The 17,645-nt window shown below is 72.0% G+C and carries 18 protein-coding genes and 1 pseudogene; 7 read left to right on the top strand and 12 right to left on the bottom strand.

Translation table 11 applies throughout. From position 1 onward, the window contains the following. The first annotated feature begins 33 nt into the window (after positions 1–33). Both IEY79_RS17905 and IEY79_RS17900 read left to right on the top strand, forming a co-directional pair. Entirely contained in the window at positions 34–798 is a 765-nt protein-coding gene (locus tag IEY79_RS17905) for a bestrophin-like domain (protein WP_189108495.1), read from the top strand. A gap of 302 nt (positions 799–1,100) precedes the next feature. Next, positions 1,101–1,688 (top strand): hypothetical protein, encoded by a 588-nt coding sequence (locus IEY79_RS17900; RefSeq protein WP_189108494.1) that lies wholly within the window; start codon positions 1,101–1,103, stop codon positions 1,686–1,688. A 96-nt stretch (positions 1,689–1,784) separates the two neighbouring features. On the opposite strand, the gene IEY79_RS17895 is transcribed toward IEY79_RS17900, so the two are convergent. Then, positions 1,785–2,270 (bottom strand): hypothetical protein, encoded by a 486-nt coding sequence (locus IEY79_RS17895; RefSeq protein ID WP_189108493.1) that lies wholly within the window; start codon positions 2,268–2,270, stop codon positions 1,785–1,787. A 320-nt stretch (positions 2,271–2,590) separates the two neighbouring features. Here IEY79_RS17895 and IEY79_RS17890 point away from each other — a divergent pair, with 320 nt between their 5' ends. Then, positions 2,591–3,250 carry a class F sortase gene (locus tag IEY79_RS17890; RefSeq protein WP_189108492.1) on the top strand — a complete coding sequence of 220 codons (660 nt, stop codon included), beginning with the start codon at positions 2,591–2,593 and terminating at the stop codon, positions 3,248–3,250. Between the two features lie 55 nt (positions 3,251–3,305). Here the strand turns inward: IEY79_RS17890 and IEY79_RS17885 are convergent, their stop codons facing one another. Continuing rightward, on the bottom strand, positions 3,306–4,166 hold the full coding sequence (locus IEY79_RS17885; RefSeq protein WP_189108491.1) for a polysaccharide deacetylase family protein: 861 nt from the start codon (positions 4,164–4,166) through the stop codon (positions 3,306–3,308). Between the two features lie 182 nt (positions 4,167–4,348). Here IEY79_RS17885 and IEY79_RS17880 point away from each other — a divergent pair, with 182 nt between their 5' ends. Then, positions 4,349–4,810, top strand: coding sequence for a universal stress protein (locus tag IEY79_RS17880; protein ID WP_189108490.1), 462 nt, complete (start codon positions 4,349–4,351; stop codon positions 4,808–4,810). A 58-nt stretch (positions 4,811–4,868) separates the two neighbouring features. On the opposite strand, the gene IEY79_RS17875 is transcribed toward IEY79_RS17880, so the two are convergent. Then, entirely contained in the window at positions 4,869–6,071 is a 1,203-nt protein-coding gene (locus IEY79_RS17875) for a CapA family protein (protein WP_189108489.1), read from the bottom strand. 271 nt (positions 6,072–6,342) lie between these two features. Here IEY79_RS17875 and IEY79_RS17870 point away from each other — a divergent pair, with 271 nt between their 5' ends. After that, positions 6,343–6,921 (top strand): sigma-70 family RNA polymerase sigma factor, encoded by a 579-nt coding sequence (locus tag IEY79_RS17870; protein WP_189108488.1) that lies wholly within the window; start codon positions 6,343–6,345, stop codon positions 6,919–6,921. Here the strand turns inward: IEY79_RS17870 and IEY79_RS17865 are convergent. Further along, positions 6,858–7,022 (bottom strand): zf-HC2 domain-containing protein, encoded by a 165-nt coding sequence (locus tag IEY79_RS17865; protein ID WP_308426674.1) that lies wholly within the window; start codon positions 7,020–7,022, stop codon positions 6,858–6,860. The two genes, IEY79_RS17870 and IEY79_RS17865, sit on opposite strands and share 64 nt — an antisense overlap. A gap of 142 nt (positions 7,023–7,164) precedes the next feature. On the opposite strand from IEY79_RS17865, the gene IEY79_RS17860 reads away from it, so the two are divergent. Continuing rightward, positions 7,165–7,710, top strand: a complete 546-nt coding sequence (locus tag IEY79_RS17860; RefSeq protein WP_189108486.1) for a hypothetical protein — start codon at positions 7,165–7,167, stop codon at positions 7,708–7,710. A gap of 46 nt (positions 7,711–7,756) precedes the next feature. On the opposite strand, the gene IEY79_RS17855 is transcribed toward IEY79_RS17860, so the two are convergent. The 4 genes from IEY79_RS17855 to IEY79_RS17840 all read right to left on the bottom strand — a co-directional run bounded on the left by IEY79_RS17855 (position 7,757) and on the right by IEY79_RS17840 (position 11,676). Next, the gene (locus IEY79_RS17855; RefSeq protein WP_189108485.1) at positions 7,757–8,953 is read right to left on the bottom strand and encodes a histidine kinase; all 1,197 of its coding nucleotides are present in this window, start codon (positions 8,951–8,953) and stop codon (positions 7,757–7,759) included. Next, positions 8,950–10,437 carry a sodium/solute symporter gene (locus IEY79_RS17850; protein ID WP_189108484.1) on the bottom strand — a complete coding sequence of 496 codons (1,488 nt, stop codon included), beginning with the start codon at positions 10,435–10,437 and terminating at the stop codon, positions 8,950–8,952. Before IEY79_RS17850 ends, IEY79_RS17855 begins: the two co-directional genes overlap by 4 nt. Continuing rightward, entirely contained in the window at positions 10,434–10,796 is a 363-nt protein-coding gene (locus IEY79_RS17845) for a hypothetical protein (protein ID WP_189108483.1), read from the bottom strand. The genes IEY79_RS17850 and IEY79_RS17845 overlap by 4 nt, the downstream gene beginning before the upstream one ends. Positions 10,797–10,926: 130 nt before the next feature. Further along, positions 10,927–11,676 carry a LytR/AlgR family response regulator transcription factor gene (locus IEY79_RS17840; protein ID WP_189108482.1) on the bottom strand — a complete coding sequence of 250 codons (750 nt, stop codon included), beginning with the start codon at positions 11,674–11,676 and terminating at the stop codon, positions 10,927–10,929. A 102-nt stretch (positions 11,677–11,778) separates the two neighbouring features. Between IEY79_RS17840 and IEY79_RS17835 the strand changes: the two genes are divergently transcribed. After that, positions 11,779–12,447 (top strand): zf-HC2 domain-containing protein, encoded by a 669-nt coding sequence (locus IEY79_RS17835; RefSeq protein WP_189108481.1) that lies wholly within the window; start codon positions 11,779–11,781, stop codon positions 12,445–12,447. Between the two features lie 39 nt (positions 12,448–12,486). Here IEY79_RS17835 and IEY79_RS17830 read toward each other — a convergent pair whose 3' ends face one another. The 4 genes and pseudogenes from IEY79_RS17830 to IEY79_RS17815 all read right to left on the bottom strand — a co-directional run. Beyond that, positions 12,487–13,353, bottom strand: coding sequence for an Fpg/Nei family DNA glycosylase (locus tag IEY79_RS17830; protein ID WP_189108480.1), 867 nt, complete (start codon positions 13,351–13,353; stop codon positions 12,487–12,489). Positions 13,354–13,419: 66 nt separating this feature from the next. Beyond that, complete coding sequence (locus IEY79_RS17825) at positions 13,420–14,310, bottom strand: amidohydrolase family protein (protein ID WP_189108479.1); 891 nt, start codon at positions 14,308–14,310, stop codon at positions 13,420–13,422. Continuing rightward, complete coding sequence (locus IEY79_RS17820) at positions 14,307–15,281, bottom strand: aldo/keto reductase (RefSeq protein WP_189108478.1); 975 nt, start codon at positions 15,279–15,281, stop codon at positions 14,307–14,309. Before IEY79_RS17820 ends, IEY79_RS17825 begins: the two co-directional genes overlap by 4 nt. A 914-nt stretch (positions 15,282–16,195) precedes the next feature. Further along, a pseudogene (locus tag IEY79_RS17815) lies at positions 16,196–17,602 on the bottom strand (wax ester/triacylglycerol synthase family O-acyltransferase); the annotation flags it as partial. Positions 17,603–17,645: the final 43 nt, after the last annotated feature.

Genomic DNA, 17,645 nt, shown 5'->3' with positions numbered 1-17,645 from the left:
TTCGCCCACGTTCCCGCTAGTTGACGGAGACCCATGTCGGAATGGCTTGTCCTGTCCCTCGCCATGGCCGCGGCCTGCGCGGTCGTCGTGGCAATCGTCCTCATCAACAACCGCCGGGTGCCGGCCGACGACGATCCCTCCGAGAGCCCTGACGTCCTCGAATACATGACGATGATGATCGGCGTGGTCTACGCGATCGTGCTTGGCCTGGCCATCGCGGGCGTCTGGGAGGCGCGCGGCGGCGCCCAGGAGTCCGTACGCCAGGAAGCCCAGGCCCTGCACGAGGTGCAGGCGCGGTCCGAGGTCTATCCGGCCGAGGTCCGCGACCGGATCCGGGGCGACGTCGACGCGTACGTCTCGTACGTGGTCGACACCGAGTGGCCCTACATGGCGGACCACGAGAGTCTCAGCGAGAAGGGAACGGCGCTGCTGGAGCGGGTACGGCGCAGCGTCACCGACTACGTGCCCGCCAACGACCACCAGGCCCAGGCCTATCAGCCGCTGGTCGACCAGGTGGCGGCGGCCGACGACGCGCGAGGTGCCAGGGGGGAGAACGCGGGGGCGACCATGCCGGGGGTCGTCTGGTTCGGCCTCATCACGGGCGCGGTCGTGACCGTGGGGCTGATCTTCACGCTCCAGATCCGGCGCACGTGGCGGGAGCTGCTGCTGGCCGGGCTGTTCAGCGCCCTGATCGCCTTCCTGCTCTTCCTGATCTGGGACTTCGACGCACCGTACGGCCGGGGCATCGCGGCCACGGCCGCACCGTTCACCGATCTGTTCCCGCACATCCGTATGTAGGGCGGTCCTCGGCCCCGTGTAGCGGCGCGGGGCCGGTCCTTCTCAGGGGCCTCTCCTTCGGACGCCGGACGGAATCGCGCCCGCGGACCGTCCGGCGATCCGGCCGTACGGGGGGCGGGAGACAGGGGTTTTCCGTGGGCCGGCGACCCGCACGGACCAGTCGGGTGACATGACAACCCGTTCGCCGGACTGAGATCGCGGCTGTGCCGGGGCACTCCTAGCGTGCCGGGTATCGAGGTGCATTTCCCGCCATCCGCGGAAATCAGTTCCGCACTGCTCCTCGGAGACCCGGAGGATTGTCCATGCGCGCGATACGTGCCGCGTCCGCCGCTCTACTGGGAGCGGCCGCACTCGCACTGACTACGCCTGCCGTGGCCATGGCCACGGCGGCGGCCCCGACCCCCTTCGGCTTCGCCGTCACCCCTTCGGTGATCGCGGCCGGCGGCCAGGTGACCCTCACGGTCACCGGCTGCAGCAGCACCGCCACCGCCGAGTCCGGGGTGTTCGACGACACCCCCATCCCCTCAGGGGGATCGGCGCGCGCCTCCATCTTCTGGGACGCCAAGCCCGGAGCGATGTACGAGGTGACGTTCACCTGCAACGGTCAGCAGGGCACCACCGACCTCACCATCTCGGGCGGCACCCCGTCGCCCACGCCGACCCGGACGTCGACCTCCACCCCGACCCGGACACCGAGCCCGGTCGTGACCCGCACGGCGACGACCAGCTCCACGGCGATCGCGCCTCCCGGGGGTGTCCGCGGCGGACTCGGCGGCAGCTTCATCGGCATGAACGCCACCGAACTGGCGATCGGCACCGGCCTGGTCGCCGCGGCGGCCGCCGGCACCGTCGTGGTCGTCCGCCGTCGCTCGGCGAGCCGCGGCCACTGACCGGCCGCCGGACCGGCGGCGGCCCGAAAGCTCGTCGCCCCAAGTCCTGTTGAGGACTTGGGGCGACAGGCGTTCGCCGTACGGAGGCCCGGCCGGTCAGACGAGCGTGTTGCCCGTACGACGGCGGCGGGCGATGAAGACCGTGCCGCCGACCGCGGCCGTAGCGACCAGACCGGCGCCGACCGCCATCTCGGTCGAGCTCGGGCCGATGGAGCCACCGAGGCCACCTTCCGCACCCTGTCCGGCCAGCACCCGGAAGCGGTGGGTCGCGATGCGGCTGTTGTCGCTGCACTTGACGGACAGGTTGTAGTCGCCCGGCGTGGCGTGGTTGTGGATACGGGCCCTGGCCTCCGAGTGGCCCGAGGAGTTCACCGACAGCTGCGCCTTGGGAAAGGCGTTGGACGTGACATGACCGCCGTGGCCGCAGCCCTCGACGGTGATGTGCAACGTACCGCCCTGGTGGACGGAGAACGGGTTGACGGTGATGTTCCTCGGACCGTTGGTGGCCCCGGCCATCGGGGCGGAGAGCGCCACGGCGGCGCAGGCCGCGGCAGTCACCATGAGAGCGCGTGAAGCACGCATCGTTGAGCCTCCAGCGGAAGACGCCCCAAAGCGGTGCTCCGGGAAATTCGACGAGTACGCCCTCCATGACGAACCATCACCGGCCAGCACTTTCGACGCATTTCGGCACTGGTCCACCTCGGTGAGGCGACACGCCGGAGATCGCCGCCGCAGCTGACGGACTCGCAGGTCACAGAGCGTCAGAAGTTTTTGTATGACGAGTACTCGAATGGGGCAGCTGTGCCGGCGCGGACGGCCGCACCACCCATTCGCCCTCCAGTTCTCGCCGACCCGGACCCGCGCGCTTAGCGTGCGTAGCAGGCGCCCACGAAGGGAGAACCATGGGCCTGGACCACGGCGGCTCGGAGTCGAGGAGACGCTCGCCCTGGGGCGTTCTGGCCCTTGTCATGCTCTCTGGTCTCGCACTGATGCGGAACGGGGCCGACGTCTCTCTCGGCCCTCCCCAGCCTGCCTCGGCCGCGGCGCTGGACACCCGGCAGGAAGCGGTCACCGACCCCCAGACCGTCCCCATCGTGAAACCGCTGCCGTACGCCCCCATGTCGCGCGTGACGATTCCGTCGATCAAGGTCGACGCCCCGGTGATGGACGTCGGGCTCGACCCGGAGGGCTGGATCGCCGCCCCGCCGGCCCAGGACGCCAACATGGCGGGCTGGTACCAGAACGGCGTCGCCCCCGGCCAGCGCGGCACCTCGGTCGTCGTGGGCCATGTCGACAACCTGGCGGGCCCCGCGGTCTTCTACGGCCTCGGCTCGCTCACCAAGGGCGAGCACATCGAGGTGACCCGCTTCGACGAGCGGGTGGCGGTGTTCGAGATCTACGGCGTGGAGGTCTTCTCCAAGGACGACTTCCCGGGGGCCCGGGTGTACGGCGACACCGGGCATGCCGAACTGCGTGTGATCACCTGCGGCGGCGGCTACTCCAAGGCGGGCGGCTACGACGGCAACGTGGTGGTCTTCGCCCGTCTGGTGGAGACCCGCTGAGAGTCCCGACCGGGTGGTGGGCGGGGCGGCGGGCCCGTCCCGCCCACCACCACCCTCAGGGCCTCGGTACGGTGATGCCGTACCCCTCCCTCAGCAGCCCGGGCAGATAGTCCCGGAGCGCGGCCACACTCTGCGAGCGGTCACCGCCCGCGTCGTGCGACAGCACCACGACTCCCGGCGCCGCCCCGTCGATCACTCTGCGGACGATCTTCCCGGTGCCCGGTGACTTCCAGTCGAGGGTGTCGACGGTCCAGGCGAGCGGCTCCATTCCGAGGTCGGCGCCGATCTCGAAGGTGTGCCGGTTCCAGGAGCCGTACGGGGCGCGGAACCAGAGCGGTGGACGGCCCAGCGTCTGCTCGATCACCTCGCTGGTGCGCTCCATCTCCGCGCGGATCCTGCCCGGCCGCAGCTTCGGCAACTCCGGGTGCGACCAGGAGTGGTTGCCGACGATGTGCCCGTCGTCGGCCATCTCACGCAACAGGTCCCGCCGGCCGTTGGCCATCTCTCCGCAGACGAAGAACATCGCGCGCACGTCGTGCTCGCGCAGCGTCTTGAGGATGCCCGGGGTGTAGCGGGGGTCGGGCCCGTCGTCGAAGGTGAGCACCATCGAGCGGCCCAGGTCCGGCAGCTCGAGTAAGGGCGCGCGGCGTACGGGAAGCCTGGCCGGCCGGTACTCGGGCGGCTGGAACTCCGTCATGGGACTCAGCCGGTAGGAGGACGGCCGGCCGGGCAGGGCCGCGGCCTGCGGACCCGGCGCCGGGGAGCCCGTCGGCGGGCTCGCGGTCGCCGGACGCTCCGGTGTGTGGGCCTCCCCCGCGGTCAGCAGCCGGGTCAGCCCGACGGCCCCGAGAACGGCCGCGACCCGCAGCAGGGCCCGGCGCCCCGGAATCAACTGGTCCCTTTTGATGGCTTCCATGGCCAATGGCTCGCACGGCGGGCGCGTCCTGTCCCTCAACGACACCGTGGAGGGCCGGGAAAGCACCCGATGGGATGAGCGGATGAGCTTCCGCCGGGCGGGACCCGGCGCGCGGCGTTCGGAGTTGTTCGCCCGAGGCACCCGCCTGGGGCCCTCCCCCGGGAGCCGATAGCCTCTCTGCCGTGACGGATCAGCAGCCCTCCCCCTTCGAGCGTGGCACGGACGGCCCCAAGGTGATCGTCGCCGGTGTGGACGGCTCCGAGTCGTCCCTCCGCGCGGCGTCGTACGCGGGTGGTCTCGCCCGCCGCCAGAACGCCCTGCTCGCCGTCGTGTACGTGCAGCCGCTGCTGCCGTCGGGCGCCGCCCTCGGGGCCCCGGTCGCCGATACGACCGAGGAGATCGCCGAGAGTCTCGCGGCGGAGATCCGGGCCAACGCGGAGCGGGTCAAAGACATATGGGACGTCCGCTGGGAGTTCCACACGCTGCGCGGTGACCCCTACAACGGGCTGGTCACCGCGGCCGACGACCTGAAGGCGGACGCCGTGGTCGTGGGGGCGTCGGAGTCGGCCGGGCACCGGTTCATCGGCTCGGTGGCGGTGCGGCTGGTCAAGGCGGGCCGCTGGCCGGTGACGGTCGTCCCGTAGGACGTTCGCAGGCGTTCCGTCGACCCCTGAACGCGGACCCACGGTCTCGGGCCGGGGCTCAACGGCCCATCGTGAGGCCGTCCTTGGCGGCGCCGCGTCCGAGGACCGCCGCCTCGATCGCCGCCCGTGCCGCCCGGTAGTCGTCCCCGGCCGGGTCGTCGTCCCGCACCCGCGCCAGATTGACCACGCGTCCGACGTTGTTGTCCATGGTCTGCGGGATGAACTCCGCCTTCGTCACCGGCCAGCGCTCCCCCTCGGTCTCGGGCGGGGCGAAGGTGAACCGGCCGATCGAGCCCTGGGTGCCGCGCGGGTCGAACCGTCCGGCGTTGTTGGTCATCTCGCCGGCGATCTGGTCGCCCATGCCGTAGATGATCCAGGTCCCGTTGACTTTCTCGTACGCCTGCGGGACATGCACGTGCGTGCCGATGATCAGGTCGATGTCGGGCCGGCCGTCGGTCGTGGACGCGGTGAGCCGCCGGCCGAGGTCCAACTGCTTCTCGTCGGGCGCCTCCTGCCACTCCGTGCCCCAGTGCATGCTCACCACGACGACGTCGGCGCCCGCCGCACGGGCGGCGCGCGCGTCGGCGACGATCTTCTCCTCGTCGATGATGTCGACCGCCCAGGGCTGCCCGGCGGGCAGCGGGTTGCCGTTGGTGTCGTAGGTGTACGCCAGTTGGGCGATCCTCGCGCCACCGGCGTCGAGCAGCGCGGGCCGGGTGTCCTCCTCGGCGGAGCGCGCCGAGCCTGCGTGTTTGACCCCGGCCTTGTCGAGTGCGCCGAGGGTGCGGGTGATGCCGTCGGCGCCGGCGTCCAGGGTGTGGTTGGAGGCGGTGGAGCAGGAGTCGTAGCCGGTCGCCCTGAGCGCGGTGGCGATCTCGGGCGGCGACTTGAACGACGGATAGCCGGTGAAGGGTCCGCCGTCGGGGCCGTACACCGTCTCCATGTGACAGATCGCCACATCGGCGGCGGACACGACGGGCTTCACCCCGGCGAGCATCGGTACGAAGTCGTGGCCGGTACCGCCCGCGTCGACGTTCGCCCGGCTGATGACGGAGTCGTGCGGCAGGACGTCCCCGGAGGCGACGAGGGTGAATCCGCGCTGCGGGCCCGCGTCGCCGCCCGCCGAGGAGCCTGTCCCGGCGCCGTTCCTGACGGGGCGGTCGGAGGCCGTGCCGGGGGCGCCGGGCCCGGCGCAGCCCGCGATCGTACCGAGCAGCAGGGCCGCGGCTGCCACCGCTCCGTGTCGCATGCGCGTCGTCATCGGTCAGGCTCCTTCATTGATGCGGAAGGCGACCAAACGGTCAACGCATACATATCGTCAGATTAATATGACTAATGCTTGTGGATCGGCGAACCACCCGAAAGGGACGAAGCGGATCGGGCCAACCGTTCACCGCACCACTCGCCGCGCGGAGCGACCGCTCGTCGCAGACCCTTGTGAGCCGTCTGTCCCCGGACGTACCGGATGCGTTCGGATACGCCAACGGCAACGACGCCGCACACCCGGACCTCCGCGAGAAGGGACGTTCACGATGACCACCGCCACGGCCACGGCGACGACCGACGAGCGGGCGCTGGCGGAGTTGCAGCGCGAGCACGGCGCCGCGCTGCTCCACTTCCTGCTCGGTCTGACCTACGGCGACCGGCAGCGCGCCGAGGATCTGCTCCAGGAGACGCTGGTCCGCGCCTGGCAGCACCCCGAGGCGTTCGAGGGCCCCTACGAGTCCATGCGGCCCTGGCTCTTCACCGTGGGCCGCCGGCTGGCGATAGACGCCCGCCGCTCACGGCTGGCCCGCCCGGCCGAAGTCAGCGACGGCGTCCTCGAAGCCACCCCGGAACCGGGCGATCCCACGGAGCGGTCCGTCGCGGCGCTCGACGTACGGCAGGCGGTGAAGTCGCTGAGCCCGGAGCACCGCGCCGTACTCGCGCAGATCTACTTCAAGGGGCTCAGTGTCGTCGAGGCGGCACAAGTGCTTGGCATACCGGCCGGAACCGTCAAGTCCCGCTCCTACTACGCCCTGCGCGCCCTCGGCCGCTCGCTGCCGGGCTACCACAGGTCCTCCTCGTCGAAGAGTGCGAGGAGCGCCGCGCCATCGGCCACCTCCGCATAGTCGGCGGCGCACCTGGGACAACCGTCCAGGTGCCCGGCGATCCGCCGGTCCTCCTCGGGCGTGAGCCCTCCCAGCGCGTAGGCACCGAGCTGCGACCGCACATGCGGGTCACCGCCGGCCTCACTCGTCACAATCGCCTCCGGTCCGCTGTCCGATCCTGCTCTTCTGGCCACGCTGGGCACCGGCCGCCGGTTCAATGCTCGGTGAAGCAGCGTCCACGGAGAGGAAGGAAGGCGGAAAACAATGCGTCCGGAACGTCATGACGAAGGCGGTGGTGGCGGCCTGCTCGTCCCCATGGCATGGATGTACGCGGAGTACATCGCCGACGAACTGCTGCGCACCGGCGACCTGATGCCGCCCACCACACTTGAGTACCGGGCAGGCCGCGACGCCCTCGCCCTGACCATCTTCCTGTCCGACGGGCCGGTCGGCGGGGCCGGCGGGGTGGCGCGGATGGCCGAGTGGCGGACTCTGACCGCGTACGGGACCGGTTGGCGTGAATGGGTCTGTCACCAGCTCGACCTGCTGGAGACCCGCGCGTTCCAGGCGGAACGGACCGGGGCCGCCCACCCCGACCCGGATCTGGAGCTTGCCCTCGCCGCCTGGCGGTGGCTGGAGGAGACCGAGCTGCTGGCGCCGGATCTCGACGCGATGGGGGCGCCGGGCGGCGACCCCGGGGCGGCCGGTGACGGGGCCGTGGAGCGGCACGGGGAGGAGGGGCCGCAGGTGTGGACCCCGGCGTGGCAGTTAGGGCTGCCGCTGGGGCATCTGGCGATACATCTGTTCTGAGGCCCGTAAGCCCTGAGCCCGGAAGCCCCGATGCCCTCGGACCCGTTCAGGTGCCGTGCACTCCCGCGCGGTACTTGGGGATCCGTACCGCGATGCGCATCCCCGCCCCCACCCCGGTCTCGATGACGAGCCCGTAGTCGTCCCCGTAGACCTGGCGCAGCCGCTCGTCCACGTTGAGCAGTCCGATGCCCGTGGACAGACCGCCCTCGCCGCGCAGGATCCGGCGCAGCCGCTCCGGGTCCATCCCCACCCCGTCGTCCTCGATCACGACCTCCGCCTCCGAACCGGCGTCGAGCGCGCTGATGGTGATGTGGCTCATCGTGATCTTGCCTTCGAGGCCGTGCTTGACGGCGTTCTCGACGAGCGGCTGGAGACAGAGGAACGGCATCGCGACCGGCAGCACTTCGGGTGCGACCTGGAGGGTGACCGACAGACGGTCGCCGAAGCGGGCCCGGACGAGTGCCAAGTACTGGTCGATGGAGTGCAGTTCGTCGGCGAGGGTGGTGAAGTCCCCGTGTCTGCGGAACGAGTAACGGGTGAAGTCGGCGAATTCCAGGAGCAGTTCGCGGGCGCGCCCGGGATCGGTGCGGACGAACGAGGCGATCGCGGCGAGCGAGTTGAAGATGAAGTGCGGCGAGATCTGGGCGCGCAGTGCCTTGATCTCCGCCTCGATCAACTGGGTGCGGGAGCGGTCGAGTTCGGCGAGTTCGAGCTGTACGGAGACCCAGCGGGCGACCTCGCCCGCGGCCCGCGCGAGGACCGCGGACTCCCGTGGCGCGTAGGCGACGAGGGTGCCGAGCACGCGGTGGTCGACGGTCAGCGGCGCGGCGACGCCCCAGCGCAGCGGACAGTCCAGATCGCGGCAGCCGCTCGGGAAGGCCGTGCCGCGGCCACTGGCCAGCAGGGTCTGCACATGGTCCATCACATGCTTGCCGTGGTGCTCGCCGAGGCCGTCCCACGCGAGTACCCGGTCCCGGTCGGTGAGACAGAGCGCGTCCGTCCCCAGCAGCGAGCGCAGCCGCCGGGCTGCCTTGCCCGCGCTCTCCTCGGTGAGTCCGGCGCGCAGGGGCGGCGCGGCGAGCGACGCGGTGTGCAGGGTCTCGAAGGTGGCGTGCTCGACGGGCGTACCGACGTCGCTGGTCCGGTCGGGCCGCCCGCGTCCGGTACGGCGGCCGAGCACATAGCCCCCCGCGAGCAGCAGCGGGCCGAGCACGATCAGTACCGCGAGGGCGGCTCCGGTCATCGGGGGCCTCCGCGGGCACCGGGCACCAGGGCCTCCGGCAGATGGAAGCGGGTCATGGCGGCCTTGGTCCCCGACGGTATCCGTGACCGGGTGGCCAGCGACACCAGGATCATCGCGAGGAACCCGACGGGCACGGACCAGACGGCGGGCCAGGCGAGCAGGGCGTGCGGCCAGCCCGACCGTACGGCGCCGCTGACCGTGATCACGATGGCCACCAGCGCCGATCCGCCGCCGAGCAGCAGCCCCGCGATCGCGCCGGGCGGGGTGAGCCGCCGCCACCAGATGCCGAGCACCAGCAGCGGGCAGAACGACGAGGCCGAGACGGCGAAGGCCATCACGACGGCGTCCGCCACCGGCATACCGCTCACCAGCAGCGAGCCGCCGAGCGGTACGAGGATGGCGAGCAGCGTCGCCAGCCGGAAGTGCCGTACGCCGCGCGAGGGCAGCACGTCCTGGGTGAGCACCCCGGCGACGGCCATGGTCAGACCGGACGCGGTGGACAGGAACGCGGCGAAGGCCCCGCCCGCGACGAGCGCCCCGAGCAGATCGCCCGCCGTGCCGCCGATCACCAGATCCGGCAGCAGCAGGACGGCGGCGTCCGCGTCCGTACCGAGGTCGAGCGCGGGCGCGTACAGCCTCCCGAGGGCGCCGTACACCGGCGGCAGCAGATAGAACCCGCCGATCAGGGCGAGCACACCGACGGTGGTCCGGCGGGCGGCCCGGCCGTTGGGGCTGGTGTAGAAGCGGACCACGACGTGCGGGAGTCCCATCGTGCCGAGGAAGGTGGAGACGATCAGTCCGTACGTCGCGTACATCGGGTGGTCGGCGCGGCTCGACATCTCGGTGAGGTCGAAGTCGATCGGTGGCCGTCCGTCGCCCTGCCACGCCAGCAGCAGGAAGATCGCCGGGACGAGCAGGGCCGTGAGTTTGAGCCAGTACTGGAAGGCCTGTACGAAGGTGATGCTGCGCATGCCGCCCGCGGCGACGGCCACGACCACGACGAGCGCGACGAGGACGGCGCCGAACCAGTTCGGCGCGCCGGTCAGGATCTCCAGCGTGAGGCCCGCGCCCTGGAGCTGCGGCACCAGATAGAGCCAGCCCGCGCCGACGACGAGCGCGCTGACCACACGGCGCGCCGGGCGGGACTCCAGGCGCCCTTCGGCGAAGTCGGGGAGGGTGTACGCGCCGGAGCGCCGGAGCGGGGCGGCGACGAAGATCAGCAGGACCAGATAGCCGGCGGTGTAGCCGACCGGGTACCAGAGCATGTCGGGTCCGTGCAGCAGGAGCAGGCCGGCGATGCCGAGGAACGAGGCGGCGGAGAGGTACTCGCCGCTGATCGCGGCGGCGTTGAGGCCGGGCCGTACCGTGCGGGAGGCCACGTAGAAGTCGGAGGTGGTGCGGGATATGCGCAGGCCGAAACCGCCGACGAGGACGGTGGCGACCACGACGACGGCGACGGCCGTCACCGTGTAGCTCTGGCTCACGGCAGCGGCCGGCCCTTCACGAGCCGGGCGAAGTCCCGCTCGTTGCGCTCGACGCGCCGCACGTACCACCAGGCCAGCAGGGTCAGCAGCGGATAGGCGGCGACACCGAGCACCACCCAGACGACGGTGGGGTCCTCAAGCGCGGCAAAGGCGAGCGGGAGTGTGCCGACGACCGTGGCCAGCAGCGCGAACGCGGTGAGTCCGGCGCGGAGTTGGCCGCGCATGAGCGAACGGACATAGGCATCGCCGAGCGCGGTCTGCTCGTCGATCTCGGCCTGGGCGCGGTAGCGGGGCAGCGGGCGTACCCGGCGGGGTTCGCCGGTGACGACCTCGCGCTTGGGGGCGGACTCCGCGGTCATGGTCTCTTCTCCCCCTTGTGCCTCGGTCGTCGCAGCGGTGCTGGGGCCGGTCCCAGGGCCGGAGTGTAAGCAGACCGTCAAGGCGGAGGGAACCCCCGGCACACCCCTGCCCGCCCGGTGAAGAGCCTGGTCAGCGGCCGGGGAGCCGCATCAGCAGATCGCGTACGGCCCTGGCGTGCCGCCTGCTGACGGCCAGTTCCGCGTCGCCGACGCGCACGCTCATGGCGCCGGCGTCCAGGCGCAGTTCGTCGATCCGGGCCACGGCGACGAGATGGCGGCGGTGGATCCGTACGAAACCGCGGGAGCGCCAGCGCTCCTCCAGGGTGGTGAGCGGGATACGGACCAGATGGCTGCCTGTGTCGGTGTGGAGTCTGGCGTAGTCGCCCTGGGCCTCCGCGTAGACGATGTCGGCGACGGGGACGAAGCGGGTCACACCTCCGAGCTCCACGGGGATCTGGTCGGTGGACGTGTCGACGACGGGGCCGCGCTCCCCGACCAGTTCGGCGACGCGGCGCACCGCCTCGGCCAGCCGCTCCCTGCGGACGGGCTTGAGGACGTAGTCGACGGCCTTGAGGTCGAACGCCTGGACGGCGAAGCCCTCGTGGGCGGTGACGAAGACGATCAGCGGCGGCTGGGCGAAACCCGCCAGGAGCTTGGCGACGTCGAGCCCCGTCAGCCCCGCCATATGGATGTCGAGGAAGACGACGTCGACGGCGGCCGGGTCGTCAGGACCGGCGTCCAGGGCGGCTCCGATACGGCGCAGTGCCTCGGTCGCGCTGGTGGCACCCTCGGCGCCGCGGATCCGCGGGTCGGCGCGCAGAAGGTACAGCAGCTCTTCGAGGGCGGGCTCTTCGTCGTCCACGGCCAGTACACGCAGCATGACGCGGAAGTTTAAGGGCTGTGGGGCGCGGTGAGGCCGGATCGGTACGTGGATAAGCGGGCCGGCTTGAGTGTTTTGCCTTCGCGCCCCGTATGAGGGGGCATGCGGACCCCGGAGATCCATCGCGATGTCGGCGCCTACGCGCTCGGCGTGCTCGACGCTGCCGATGCTTTCCGTTTTGAGGACCATCTCATGGACTGCCCCCACTGCACACTGCTGTTGGGCGATTTCGGCGGGGTGCGGGGGCAGCTCGACGAGTACACCCGGCAGACGCCCCCGCGGGTGTCCCCCTTCGTGTCGGCGGGCCCCGAGCTGCTGCACCGGATGCTCGAAGGGACGGCGGCCCGGCGGCGGCTGAGCCGGAGACGGCGGCTCGCCCTGGTCGCCGCGGCGCTGGTGATCGCCGTGGGTGGCCCGTTCGCGATCGTCGAGACGCAAGGGGGCGACGGCTCCCCCGCAGCGCCGACCGCCGAGCGGTGGACGGCGACGGACCGCAGGACCGGGACGGCGGCCGTGGTGACGGCGGCGGAGAAGCGCTGGGGCACGGATGTCGCGCTGGAGCTGTCGAGGTCGACGGCGACCGGGGTGTGCGAGCTGGTCGCCGTGGGCCGGGACGGGTCGGAGGAGACCGTGATGACGTGGTCCGCCCGCGGGGACAGCGGGGGGCCGATGGTCACGTGGGGCGGCGCCGCGCTGCGGCCGCACGAGATCGACCGTTTCGAGGTGCGGACGGAGACCGGGCACCGGCTGATGACGGTACGGAGCGGCTGACGGCGCGGGTGACAGGGCCGTACCGCCGCAGAGGGTGGGCTACTTGAGGAAGCGTGACGTCGTGCGGTCGGCCAGCGGTTTGCCGCCGGTCTGGCAGGTCGGGCAGTACTGGAGCGACGAGTCGGCGAAGGAGACCGACCTGATGGTGTCGCCGCAGACCGGACACTCCTCACCCGCCCGGCCGTGCACCTTGAGCCCGCTCTTCTTCTCCGCCTTCAGCCGGCCGGCCGCGACGCCGCGTGAGCGCTCGATCGCCGAGTTCAGTGTCGAGCGCATGGCCTCGTACAGGACCGTGATCTCGTCCTCGGTCAGATTGTGGACCGGCTTGAAGGGCGACATCTTCGCGGTGTGAAGGATCTCGTCGCTGTACGCGTTGCCGATGCCCGCGATCAGCCGCTGGTCGCGCAGAGCGCCCTTGAGCTGCCGCCGTTCCCCCGCGAGCAGCGCGGCGAGCGCGTCCCGGTCGAAGGCGTCGTCGAGGGGGTCGGGACCGAGGCCGGCGATCGCGGGCACCTCGAAGGGGTCCCGGACGAGATGAACGGCGAGCCGCTTGGTGGTGCCCGCCTCCGTCAGGTCGAAGCCGTCGCCCTCGGCCAGCACCGTCCGCAGCGCGAGCGGGCCCTTCCCGGGACGTGGCGGGGCCGGGGGGAACTCGTCCTTCCAGCGCAGCCAGCCCGCGCGCGCCAGATGCACCGCGAGATGCAGGCCCGACTCGCCCGCGACGATGTCGAGCCACTTGCCGTGCCGCTCGATCGCGCTGACGGTGGCGCCCTCCAGGGCGGTGAGCGGTGGGTCGTAGGTCTTCAGGACATTGATGGTCAGGGGCAGGACGCGAACGATCTCCTTGCCGACCAGATGGTCGTCGAGGAACTCTCTCAGCGTTTCGACTTCGGGAACTTCCGGCATGCACCCAGGGTGCCGCAGCTCCGGACCAAACGCCCAGTAAGCGGGAAAGGGGGACAGAGCCGATGGTCAGAGGCCGTAGACCGTGGTGGCCGTCCCGCCGAAGACGGCCCGCCGCTCGTTCCCGCTCAGGTCGGCGGTCAGCTTGCGGGTGACGTCCACCACCTCGCCGTAGCTGGCGGCCAGCCGGCACACCGGCCAGTCCGAGCCGAACATCAGGCGCGCGGAGCCGAACGCGTCGAGCACGGTCTCGGTGTACGGGCGCAGTGTGTCGGCCGTCCAGGAGTCCCACTCGGCCTCGGTGACCATGCCGGAGAGCTTGCACACGACGTTGGGCCTGGCCGCCAGCGCCCGGATGTGGCCGGCCCAGGGGTCGAGGCCGCCGGAGGCGATCGGCGGCTTGCCGAGGTGGTCGAGTACGAAGGTCAGCTGGGGCAGCAGGGCGGCGACCGCGGTGGCCGCCGGCAACTGGTGCGGCAGGACGATCAGGTCGTACGCGAGCCCGGCGGCGGCCACGGCGGTGAGCCCGTGCTGTACGTCGGGACGCAGCAGCCACTCGGGGTCAGGCTCGCCCTGGACCTGGTGCCGGATTCCCACGAGCTTGTCCCCGCCGGGCAGCGCCCGCAGCGCGGCGAGCGTGTCGGCGACATCGGGGGCGGTGATGTCGGTCCAGCCGACGACACCGGCGATCAGCTCGTTCGTGTCGGCGAGTGCGAGGAACTCGGGGGTCTCCTCCGGGACCGTGACGGTCTGGACGAGGACGGTGGCACCGACGCCGGCCGCGCGGGCCTCGGGAGCGAGGTCGGCGACGCTGAAGTTCCGCCGGATGGGTGCCATGGCGGGGCCGGTGATCCAGTCCTGGTCGCGTACGGAGAGGTCCCACACGTGGTGGTGGGCGTCCACGACGGGCGCGGAGGCGGTCGGCTGCCGGGGTGTCCGCCCGTTCGGCGCTTCGCTCATCGGGCGTCGCCCTCCAGCAGACCCTCGGCGCGCAGCTCGTCCCAGAGCGCGTCGGGGACTGTACGGCCGTACATGTCCGCCGCGTCCTGGACCTCGCCGGGTGACCGGGTCCCGACAAGGACACTCACGACGGCCGGGTGACGCAGCGGGTAGGCGATGGCGGCGGCGCGCAGCGGGACGCCGTGCCGCTCGGCGACGGACTTGATGCGCAGGGCGCGCTCCAGGAACGCGGGCGGGGCGGCCGCGTAGTCGTACGTCGCGCCCGGGCGCGGGTCGGCGAGCAGCCCGGAGTTGAAGACACCCCCGACGACCACGCTCCGGCCGCGCTCGGCGGCCTCGGGCAGCAGTTCGGCGAGTGCGGACTGGTCGAGGAGCGTGTAGCGGCCGGCGCACAGGACGACGTCGACGTCCGTGTCCCGCAGGAACCGTGTGAGCACGGCGGTCTGGTTCATCCCGGCACCGATCGCACCGACGACTCCCTCGGCACGCAGCCGCTCCAGCGCGGGGTACGCCTGTCCGAAGGCCTCGGCGACGTGGTCGTCCGGGTCGTGCAGATAGACGGTGTCGATCCGGTCGGTGCCCAGACGCCTCAGGCTGTCCTCGATGCTCCGTCGCACGCCGTCGGCGCTGAAGTCCCATACGCGGCGGTGCGTGGCGCGCACGGCGAAGCCGTTGTCCAGATCGTCGCCGTCCGCGAACGGCAGGGGCTCCAGCAGCCGGCCCACCTTGGTCGACAGCGTGTAATCGGCACGGGGCCGGGACCGCAGGGCGTCACCGACACGCCGTTCGGCGAGACCGAGACCGTAGTGCGGCGCGGTGTCGAAGTACCGGATACCCGCGTCCCAGGCGGCATCGACCGCCGCGGCGGCCTGGTCCGGTTCGACTGGGGTGTAGAGATTGCCGATCCCGGCCGATCCGAAGGAGAGCTCGGATACGCCGACCTCGCCGCGTCCGAGCGTGTTCTGCCGCATTGCGCTGTGCCTCCCGAAGTTGACACCGAGAATATTCATCGGATGACTGGGGCGGCGTCAACAGTTTTGGTGCAGCGAAGTCCGCTGTGAAGGCACGGCTCGGTATCGGCCGGTGCGATGGTCGGGGAGACCACCGGTGCGCATTCGGATGGGCGGAATTGTCCGACCTATCGGGTGGGTTCCGCGATGAGCGCGAGCTGGGTGGGGGCGGGCGCGGCCGACTCACTCGGAGCCGGAGCGGCAACCCGCTCATCGCGCGCCGCAGCCGCGACGACCACCGCCGATGTGGCGGGGGCGGGCGCCGCAGGCTCCACAGCCAAGGCCGCTTGGGCGGGCCCCTCCGCCGCAGGCGCGACATCCACCGCCGGTGTGGTGGGTGCGGACGCCGCAGGCGCGGCCTCGACCACGGGCTCCACAGCCGACGCCGGTTCGGCTGACCCCTCATCGCGCGCCGCACGCGCGACGACCACCGCCGGTACGGCAGGCGCGGCCTCGACCGCAGGCTCGACGGCCAAGGCCGGTTCGGCGGACGCCACATCAGTGGCCGACTCCAGAACGCTAGGCCGCTCATCACGCGCCGCAGGCGCGGCCTCGACCGCGGGCTCCACAGCCAAGGCCGGTTCGGCGGACCCCTCATCGCGCGCCGCACGCGCGGCAGCCACCGCCGGTACGGCGGGGGCGGGCGCCGCAGGCGCGGTCCCGACCGCAGGCTCCACCGCCGACCCCTCATCTCGCGCCGCAGGCCCGCCGGCCGTCCGTGCAGGCTTGGTCGTGGGGTCGGGTTCGGCGGCGCGTGCCGCGGGCGGCCGTCTTGCTGCCGGGCGCTTGACGCGAGCCGTCGGCGCAGGGGACCGGGGTTCGGCGATCAGGTCCGGTTCCGTGCGCGCCGCAGGCGACCCCGGTGCCGTGGTGCGGAGCAGTTCGTCCAGCTCCTCGTTCATGTTCTTCGCCAGGCCGTCCAGGTCCGGTACCGCCTTGCCGTCGGCCACCAGGCCCACGTGGACCTGGCCGCCGTAAGTGGTCAGGCCCACGGCCAGGGACTGGCCCCGTGCCAGCGGTGCCATCGGGTAGATCTCGTGCAGCGGGCAGCCGCCGAACGAGAGCGTCGCGCGTGGCAGGGGCACGCTCGTCACCAGGACGTCGAAGAGGATCCGGGCCGCGTTGGACGCGATCGGCGCGCCGAGCCGGTGCGCCAGGGGGTGCAGTTGGCCGGCGATCACGGCCAGCGCCCCCGCGCCGCGCGACGGACCGTCCTTCTTGTTGCGGTCCATGACCCGCCGCACCGCCGTCAGCCGCGCCCGCGCGTCCGGCTCGGAGACGGGCAGGCCCACGAGGTACGCGGAGAGCATGTTGCCCGAACCTGAGCCGCCGCCCGCGCCACTGCCGTGCCGGGCCCGGCTCGGCCGCCGCCCCGAGACCGGCACCAGGGCGCGCGGGTCGGATTCGCCGCCCGGCAGCCGTTCGCCCCGCTCCAGCATCCAGCGCCGCAGCGCGCCCGCCACGGTGGCGAGCAGGACGTCGTTGACCGTGCCGCCGTGCTCCTTGCGCACCTGTCGTACGTCCTCCAGCGCGAGCACGGCGGTGGCCAGCCGCCGCGTGCCGCTGGAGCCCGCGGTGAGGGCGGGCGTGCCGCGCAGGTCGAGCCGGCTGGCGCGGACGACCGACGCGCCGATCCCGAGCGCCCTGCCCAGCTCCCCGATCCGGTCCCGCGCCATGTCGGCCACCTGCCAGGGCCCGGGCAGCCAGGACCGGGGCGGCGCGGGCTGCGCCCGGCGGGCGCCGGCGGCGCGCGCGTCGGCGATCTGGTCGAAGATCCCGGCGCCGATGGCCACCGCGCGCATGCCGTCCGCGAGCGCGTGGTGCAGTTTCACGAGTACGGCGAAGGGCCGCCGCCCGCCGGACGTGTCGTCCGGCGCGGGGCCGCCCGTCAGGAGGTACATCTCCCAGGGCGGGATGCCACGTTCCAGCGGCCGTTCCATCAGCTCCCCGGCCAGCCGCGCGGTCTCCTCCGCGAAGTCCCCGGGGGGCAGTTCCAGGTGCCGGACGTGGCTGCGTACGTCGAACTCCTTGTCCACGCTCCAGGCCGCGCCGCCCACGGGCAGCAGCACGTCCCGTACCCGCATCCTGAGCCGGGGGACGGCCGCCGCGCGAGTGGCGAGCAGTTCCAGCAGCGCCTCGTCGCCGGGACGGGTCCGCGCGCCTGCCGCCGGGTGGTCCCGCACCGGCTCGAAGACGGCGAGCGCGCCGAGGTGCATCGGATGGTCCGGGGATTCGAGATGCCAGAAGGCCAGATCGAGAGGTGCCAGCAGCTCGGTGGTCAAGGGGTCCTCATGTCTCGGGGAGGGGCGGAGACGGCACGTCAAT

This window comes from Streptomyces camponoticapitis (assembly GCF_014646115.1).
Taxonomy (GTDB): Bacteria; Actinomycetota; Actinomycetes; order Streptomycetales; family Streptomycetaceae; genus Streptomyces; species Streptomyces camponoticapitis.
Note: the sequence above shows the minus strand (reverse complement) of the source record. Positions and strands in the feature narration are given on the sequence as shown.